At 33.3% G+C, this 8,716-nt stretch carries 6 protein-coding genes; all 6 read left to right on the top strand.

Going from position 1 to position 8,716, the window contains the following annotated elements:
* The first annotated feature begins 206 nt into the window (after positions 1-206).
* The 6 genes from cas6 to cas3 all read left to right on the top strand — a co-directional run bounded on the left by cas6 (position 207) and on the right by cas3 (position 7,903).
* Positions 207-1,037, top strand: coding sequence for a CRISPR-associated endoribonuclease Cas6 (gene cas6, locus QM491_RS07305; RefSeq protein ID WP_283326756.1), 831 nt, complete (start codon positions 207-209; stop codon positions 1,035-1,037).
* A 32-nt stretch (positions 1,038-1,069) separates the two neighbouring features.
* A complete protein-coding gene (locus QM491_RS07300; protein WP_283326754.1) occupies positions 1,070-1,996 on the top strand; it encodes a helix-turn-helix transcriptional regulator in 927 nt (308 codons plus the stop codon).
* A gap of 420 nt (positions 1,997-2,416) precedes the next feature.
* Positions 2,417-3,808: a type I-B CRISPR-associated protein Cas8b1/Cst1 gene (locus tag QM491_RS07295; RefSeq protein ID WP_283326753.1), complete on the top strand. Its 1,392-nt coding sequence runs from the start codon at positions 2,417-2,419 to the stop codon at positions 3,806-3,808.
* Positions 3,809-3,832: 24 nt separating this feature from the next.
* A complete protein-coding gene (gene cas7i, locus QM491_RS07290) occupies positions 3,833-4,918 on the top strand; it encodes a type I-B CRISPR-associated protein Cas7/Cst2/DevR (protein ID WP_283326751.1) in 1,086 nt (361 codons plus the stop codon).
* Positions 4,919-4,920: 2 nt separating this feature from the next.
* Complete coding sequence (gene cas5b, locus QM491_RS07285) at positions 4,921-5,586, top strand: type I-B CRISPR-associated protein Cas5b (RefSeq protein ID WP_283326749.1); 666 nt, start codon at positions 4,921-4,923, stop codon at positions 5,584-5,586.
* A complete protein-coding gene (gene cas3 / locus QM491_RS07280) occupies positions 5,573-7,903 on the top strand; it encodes a CRISPR-associated helicase Cas3' (protein WP_283326746.1) in 2,331 nt (776 codons plus the stop codon). Before cas5b ends, cas3 begins: the two co-directional genes overlap by 14 nt.
* Positions 7,904-8,716: the final 813 nt, after the last annotated feature.

Raw genomic sequence — 8,716 nt, 5'->3', positions numbered from 1 at the left:
AGGAGAAAATACGCCTAAGAACCAGTCAAATCCTAGATCGAATCATGGATATTGCTGTTGGATTACATAATCTTAGAGTTACTTTCAGAACAATAAATAATAAACCGTGATAAAGTTTATTGTTTTCTTTTTTTTAAAACAATAATTCTTTCTACATTTATACCACCTTTAGAACCCATTATTAAACTAAACTTTTACGCCAAAAAATGAGATTCAGGCTACATCTTAAACCGACCGAAGATAGACAAAAGCTACTTTTTAATTATCAGTATCCCTTACAAGCTTGGTTATATAAAATCTTGTATCAGGCAGACCAGTCGTATGCTTCCTTTTTGCATAATCAAGGTTATGCAGTACCTAATAGCCATAAAAGTTTTAAGCACTTTACATTTTCCTCATTACAACTCGGAAAGACCAAACCTATCAAATCTGGCGACACGTATATACAACTCAGTTCGGATAGTATTTCGTTAGTTGTATCGTTCTATATCGACAAAGCTGCCGAAGGATTTATTGTAGGATTATTTCAGAATCAGGAGGTAAGTTTATTCAATCGCGACTACCGCGCCAACTTTATCGTAACCAACGTCGAAGCATTGCCTAATCCATTCGATGCGTTTACGGGTAATCAAGTCGTAACGATGTCGTTCAGAACCATTTCACCTATGGTGGTAGCGAGAAAAGAAGAAGGATTAGACCAATATTTAAGTCCGACAGACGAACGTTACAGCGAGTTTTTTGCTATCAACTTGGTTGACAGATACCGCACCATAGAAGGTACCGACAGTTTGCAAGTAGATAGCACCATTGCCCAAAGTTTAGTGAAGTTCAAGCTTATATCAGACCCTACGAAAGTGAAGAAACGAGGTTTTTTCGTAAAAGAAGGAAAGCTTAAAGATGAAACAAAAGTTATTGGTTATCATAACTTTACCTTCGAAATAACCGCCCCAGCCAGACTTTTGGAAATAGGATTTTTGGGAGGATTAGGAAAATACTGTGCCGTTGGTTGTGGTTGTGTGGAGGTTTGGGAGAGGTAGTTAATAGTACAACACTATTTTTGACAATAACTATGAATAAGTTTAATGATAATAGTCCAAAATATCGCTTATTAGCGATTCTCAAGCTGTTGATTGAAAGTCCGAATCAATATACCAAAGTCATGTTGGAAACAAAGTTCAACATTGGTAAAGATGCAATTACTAGCGACTTTGAAGAGCTAAAAGACGCAGGATTCGATGTTCAATATGATAAAAAATATCGATATGCTATTGTTCCGAACAAGCCCATGGAACATCTGGAAGATATGTTATTTTTCACAGAGGCAGAGAAGGAAATCTTGTTAGATGCTCTTGCTAATAATGCCAAAGCTTCGGAGAAAAGAACCAAGCGTATGCAAGAAAAACTCAATACTATATATGATGTCTCGAAATTGGGAAGTAGCTTATTTTCAAGGACTTTTCTCTCAAAAGCCAACTTGTTAGAGCAAGCCAAGCAAGAAAAAAAGATTGTCAAACTCATTAACTATCGCTCAACCAATAGCAGTGAAGTAACTGACCGCTTGGTGGAACCGTTTCAGGTAAGCGTAAAAGAAGATATTCTTCACGCTTTTGAAGTAGAGAAGAAGGCAATTCGCCATTTCCGTATTTCCAGAATAGAGCGAGTAGAGTTGCAAGATGCTGATTGGCAATACGAAACGCAACATTATGTAACTGCCACCGACCCGTTTCGAATTGTAAATGATCATAAAGTACGGGTGCATATCCGTCTGAAAGTGGGCGGTTACAACGAATTGATAGAACGATTTCCTTTGACACAAGCCTATTTACAACCCTCAGCCAACGAGTTGGGCGTTTATGATTTTGAATGCAATGTCAACGAAAAGTTCTTTGGGCTGACCAATTTTATTTTGGGTTATCACGAGCATATTGTGGAAATAATAGAACCAGAAAGCCTCATAGAACATATCCGAAGGCATATTGTGAAAATAAATTTTTAAATATTTGAGGGGTGTGGGGAATAATGAGGTAGGTCGGGGTGTAGGTTTGGGAAAAGAAAAGCTTTATAAGTTGGTACGATTAAAACTTTACTTATCTATCATATTTCGATTCCTTTTTTATAAAGCTTTATTCAAAGTTACTTTTTTTATGTTACGAATACAATCATTTTGTTGTAGTGAAACAGTAAATAAGAGTTTTAAATGATATTTTTATTTTAATTATCTATCATTGGATTTTAATTTCTTTTTTTTCATTATGTTTGTTGAAAAAAAAGAAATTATGAAAATGACAGACGAAAAGTTAATTAATAGACCGTCAAGGTGTACAAAATGTGGCAATTGCTGTCAACATTTTGAAATTTTAGATTGCGATGTTTGCAATGGATTTTATTTTTTCATGGATATATATTCGACAATGTAATGAATCTATTTATCAAACCAACGGGCGACCCATTTATAGATGTAGGTGGCTATGTTATTCAACATTTGGGAAAGAGTTTTCCCAATAAAAATATTTTTGAACTCATTGAATATGCAACGAATGTATATGTAAAGCAATGGGGAGGAAAGCTACACACTTATTTTTTGAATTCATCAATTACTCAACCTGCTTTCAATACAGAAAAGAAAATAGCCGAAACTCTTAAATACTATCGTGGTATGATAGAAGAAACCAATACCGAGTTTAAAATTGGTTATTGTAGAATCGTTGGCTCAGAAACAAAGTTGTATGTTGCAGGAAGAAGTAATCACATGATGTCCGCTTCTGGTGCTTTTATTAATTTTCATAGTGCTTATGAAAGTGGGTTGTATCTGTCTAAAGAAGCTCTAATAAGAACATTTTTTGTCCCACTTGGTGTGAGTTTTGTTGGCGATAAAATTGCATTACTCCAAAGCAATTTTGATACAGTTAGTTATCATTTAGTAGCTAAAAATGTGGATGAAAATCGAAAAAATATTGCTTCGGGTATTGCAGAAGGTACTCTAAAATCTGAATTTGGGATTGTATCAAATGCTCTATTTGGTTATGCAGATTATTGTTTAGGTAATCTTGCTGTTGTAGTCGATGATACTGACGACTCAATTGCTTTGAAAGATGTCCAGTTAAATATGTACCATTTTACAAATTTCGGTGCAAGTCCTGACATTGAGTTACATACTTTCTCTAATCTTTTATTTAAGTTTTACGCTCACTGCAAAAAACATTATTCAAAAGAATGGAATGCTTTTATCAATCAACATTATAAGTATTCCAAATTTAAGGATGCCCAATTTGATGAACAAAGCCAAGAGTGGTATAATAAAAAAGAGCGACTTTCTTATTTAGATTACAAAGTATGGAATAATCCGATTTTAAATAAGCTGGTTAAAAATGTTTCTATTGTGAATCACCTTTGTAAATGGAGCAAAAAACATAAGTTTAATTTCAGTATCGTAGAAATTTATTGTATAAATATCTTAAAAATGGAAAAATACACAATTCAAAAAATCAAAGAATTAGCAGATTTCGTCTTAAATGATAAATCTGATGACCAGATAAAAAAATCAGTGGTGAGATTAAATGGTTTAAAGAGTAGTGGTGATTTCAGAAGCTATCTAATCAAATTAATTCAAGAAAATTACGAAGTTAAAAACCCTAATCCCCTAATCACCTTAGAAGATTATGTAATATATCTTTTCCCTGATGGTACATATTGGAAAGATACGAGAGATTTATTATTAATTGCTATTTATCAAAAACTGCATGAATCCAACTTAATAATTGCAGAATTGAGTAGTGATGAGGATGAAGAAAATAATGAAAATGAATAATAAACTATAAAAAAGATACACAAAATGGAATTACTAAAAACACAAGGTTTTGTACTAATTGATGTAGATGTTGTAGCTTTAAACAATGCAGGAGCAAGTGCTACAACAAATTTTGATAACGGAGTTGCGACAAAGACCATCTCTAAAAATGGTAAAAAATATGCCTATGTATCTGGACAAGCATGGCGTTATTGGTGGAGAGATACACTCAAAAAAGATTTTGGATGGGATTTGTCTCCAATTACAAGAGAAAGTAAGATTGCATTCACAGATGCAAACCCTTTGAAATATGCTGATGATGACGTTTTTGGCTACATGAAAGCCGCTAAAGATGTAATTCTGAAAGAAGATGGTACTCCAGAATTAGATTCTAAAGGAAAAGAAAAGAAAGAGGATGTAACAGTTACTCGTGTCTCTCCATTAAAAAACTCAGTTTTGGTATCAGTTGCAAGTACATCTACTGTGGAAAATTGGTCGAGTATGGCACGCCAAGAAGGTGATTCTGTTCCTTACAGTAAGGAAGAATATAGTGCTATAATGAAAGGGATGTTTTCGATAGATTTAGCCCAAGTGGGTACATTTGCTACTTACAACAAAACGGGTTTCAAAAATTTAACATTAAAACTACAAGAAGAAGCTGTTTCAAATGGGTGTACATTATTGGATGACCCCTTCGTAAAAGATGCGAAAGGAGTTTCTAAAAAATTAGTACAGTTACCGTCGGAACTTAGACAAAAACGAGCTATTGACACGATCAAAGCTCTGAAAACTATTTCGGGTGGTGCAATGCAAACTAATAATATGGCAGATGTTACACCAAAGTTTATCATTTTAGCAACAACCAATAGCGGAAATCATCCATTTTCACATATTGCAAAAGGTGAGGGCTTGTACAATAACGTAGCAGTTCTAAGTATTGAAGCAATTAAAGAAGTTTTGGAAGATTATAAAGACCAAATAATTGGTCAAGTTTTTATTGGTAAACGTGCTGGATTTATGGACGAAATAAATGCCGATTTACAAACATTAGCGTCTGAAAATGTTATTGTTTCTTCTGTAAATCAAGCCATTGATGCTTATTGCTCGCAGTTAGAAAAGCAAATTATCTGATTATGAAATGTTACAAAATAGAAATTTCGGGCTGGACGGCTAGTTTTAGGTATCCAAACTTAATAAGTGGTTATCAGCCAACTTTGGAAGTCCCTCCTTTGAGTACTGTGTTAGGCGTGATAAATGCAGCAGCAGGGAAATTTGTAGCCTATGATAATGAGCAGATAGGTTATTATTTTGAATTTGACTCCATAGGAGTTGACCTTGAAACTATTTATCAGATGGATGGTAACGGCAGAACTACCAATAATAGTGCAAAATCAAATGTTATAAGGAGACAGTTTTTATTTAATCCTCGATTGATTATTTATACTCCAAACGAACAAATCGCAGAATACTTTAAACAGCCTGTTTATCCAATTTTGTTAGGACGTATTAATGATTTAGCAACGATTGAATCTATCTCTGTTATTGAGTTACTCGTTGTAAATGAAATGGTTGAGATAAAAGGTCAAATAATTCCTACTTTCCCATATCATCTAGCGGGACAAATTCAAGCCTTGCCAGAATATTTTACGAATACATTTCCTAGGAAAAATTTAGGAACAAAGCCTTTTTCAATTATTTCACATACAAAAGGCGTAAAAACGTCCTCAATAGAAGTCTTTAAGGACTCGGAGTTGAATTTAAACATTTTCATGCACCCTATCAATTATGGCAACGAATGAAATATTGGCAAAGTCTGAGCCACAACTCACGCTTCAAGAACATATTGAAGACTGTTTAAAGATTCATTCTTTTCTTAAAACCCAATTTGCTGATATTATAAAACTCCCAAATATTCCTTTGGAATTTTGGGAGTATGTTAGAATATCAATGATTTTTCATGACCTTGGTAAGAGTCATAAAGAATTTCAAAAATTGCTTAGAGGAGAGGAGTCAAAGTGGAAAAAGCAGAGACATGAATTATTTTCATTGCCCTTTTTTAGCGCTTTTGACGGAATTGAAGATAAAACTATCAAAAATGTGATGTTACTTGCTATAGCAGGACACCACAAAGATTATGGACAACTTTTTTCAAGGTATATAAATGGTTTTTATCAAGACGAAACCCCAAACGATGGTTTAGAATTAGATTTGGGTACAACTGAATCTATTACTTATGTTTCTGAATTTAAAAAAGTCAATGTAAACGCCATCAAAATCTTACTTAAAGAGAAGTATCAGATTGATATTAAACAAGAATTAAAAGTAGAGAATCAATTACGATTTATCAGATCCTATAATCGAAACGGTGTAACTATTAAAAATTCAGATTATTGGTTTCTTGTATTATTATTTGGAGCAATAAAAAACTGTGACCATTTAGGCTCGGCAAGAATTCAATATATTACATCAAATCAATTGTCTGATTTTCAGTTTCTTACTGATTATCAAAATAAATTACGCTCTAAGTCTTTAGATTTCTATCAACACCAAAAAGATTGCTCTCTGACTTTGGGAAATGTGATTTTAACAGCTCCAACTGGTTCGGGTAAAACCGAAAGTGCTTTTTTATGGGTTCGTAGGCATTTTGAAGATAATCAAACAGGAAGAATTTTTTATATATTACCTTTTACCGCATCTATTAATGCCATGTTTGAGCGGCTCAGTACTGTTATTGTAGAAGGAAAAGTTGGAATGTTACACGGAAAACTTAGTGCTTATTTAAATAACTATTTTGAAGAACATCAATATAGCCATAGTACAAAAAAAGAAGCAATTGATGAACTCAAACATAAATTTAAGTACGTTACAACTCCCATAAAAGTTTCGACTCCATTTCAGCTTTTAAAGCATCTTTTTGGCTTAAAAGGTTTTGAACAAGGTTTATTTGAGTGGGCAAATAGCTACTTTATTTTTGATGAAATTCATGCTTATGATGCTAAAACCTTTGCCCAAATAAAGGTTTTATTGGAATTTGTGACCCAATATTTGAAAGTAAAAGTGATGGTCATGACCGCTACACTCCCTAAGTTTCTTCGGAAAGAAATAGAAGCAGCAATAGGGGAATTTACGTCAATTGATGCCAACCAAACGCTCTATAATTCATTTAGACGGCATAAAGTTATTTTACAAGAGGGTTTATTAGAGAATAATCTCGACATAATTAAAGCCGATTTACACACAGGGAAAAAAGTTTTGGTTGTGTGTAATACAGTAGCACAAGCACAGAAAATTTACGGCATATTACGAAATGAAGTTGAGAAATCAGTTTTGCTACATGGTGGTTTTAATGGAACTGACAGAAATGCACACGAACAAACATTATTGAGAGCAGAACAAGATAATACATCAGAAGATGTAATGCTTTTGGTCGGTACTCAGGCAATTGAGGTTAGTTTAAATATTGACTATGAGATTATTTATACCGAACCAGCTCCAATTGATGCTTTACTTCAAAGATTTGGTCGTGTAAATCGTAAACGAGAGAGAGGAATCTCGCCATGCGTTATTTTTAAAGAAAGTAACAAGACCGATTTTTATATCTATGATAAAGATGTCATTTCAAGAACATTAGAAGTTTTTTCAAAGGTTAAAAACGATGGAATTGTAGATGAATCTATTTTACAAGAATACATAGATTTTGTTTATCCTTCATGGAGTGAAGAGCAAGAAAAAGACTTTAAGCTGGTTTATGAAACAATGAAATCAACCTTAGATTTACTTATACCCTTGATTCACTCTAAGAAAACAGAAGAAGATTTTTATAAGCAATTTGATGGTGCAAAGGTTTTGCCTCAAATCTATAAATCAAAGTTTGAGGAATATTTAAGAAATTTTGATTTTATCAATGCTGAAAATCTAAAAGTTTCGATTAGGAAAAATAGATTTGTACAATGGTTATCGTCTCAAAACCTAAGAAAAGAGGTATTTGCTTTCGAGAAAAATAAAAAGGGAGATTTACTAACTATTGAATATTTTATCACAAATAAGTTATATGATTCTGATTTAGGGCTTTTTAAAGATGAACATTCAGCTTGGGAGGATGATAATATTATTTGATAAAAACCAAATGAAACGTAGAGACGTTGCATGCAACGTCTTCATACCAAATTAGAATAATGGATGTAGGTTATATCTCTAGGTATCGACATTCTTTAGACGTTACATGTAACGTCTCTACGTTAGATTTTGCGAGGTTGTCGTATAGATAGGTTATTAATTGATGGTGACGTTTTTGAATTATGGTAGAGGTCGTTTTCAGATCTCTAGGTATCGACATTTTTTAGACGTTACCTGTAACGTCTCTACGTTAGATTTTTCGAGGTTTTCGTATAGATAGGTTATTAATTGGTGGTGACGTTTTTGAATTATAGTAGAGGTCGTTTTCATATCTCTAGGTATCGATATTTTTAGACGTTACATGTAACGTCTCTACGTTAGATTTTGCGAGGTTGTCGTATAGATAGGTTATTACTTGGTGGTGACGTTTTTGAATTATGGTAGAGGACTTTTCATTTCTCTAGGTATCGAAATTCTTTAGACGTTACCTGTAACGTCTCTACGTTATATTTTGCGTAATTTTCGTATAGATAGGTTATTAATAGATGTTGACGTTTTTGAATTATGATAGAGGACGTTTTCATATCTTTAGGTATCGACATTCTTTAGACGTTACCTGTAACGTCTCTACGTTATATTTTGCGTAATTTTCGTATAGATAGGTTATTAATTGGTGGTGACGTTTTTGAATTATAGCAGAGGACGTTTTCATATCTCAAGGTATCGACATTCTTTAGACGTTACCTGTAACGTCTCTACGTTATATTTTGCGTAATTTTCGTATAGATAGGTTATTACTTGGTGGTGACGTTT

Source organism: Flectobacillus longus (assembly GCF_030056705.1).
Lineage (GTDB): Bacteria > Bacteroidota > Bacteroidia > Cytophagales > Spirosomataceae > Flectobacillus > Flectobacillus longus.
The sequence above is the reverse complement of the archived record's forward strand: the minus strand, read 5'-3'. Positions and strand labels throughout refer to the sequence as shown.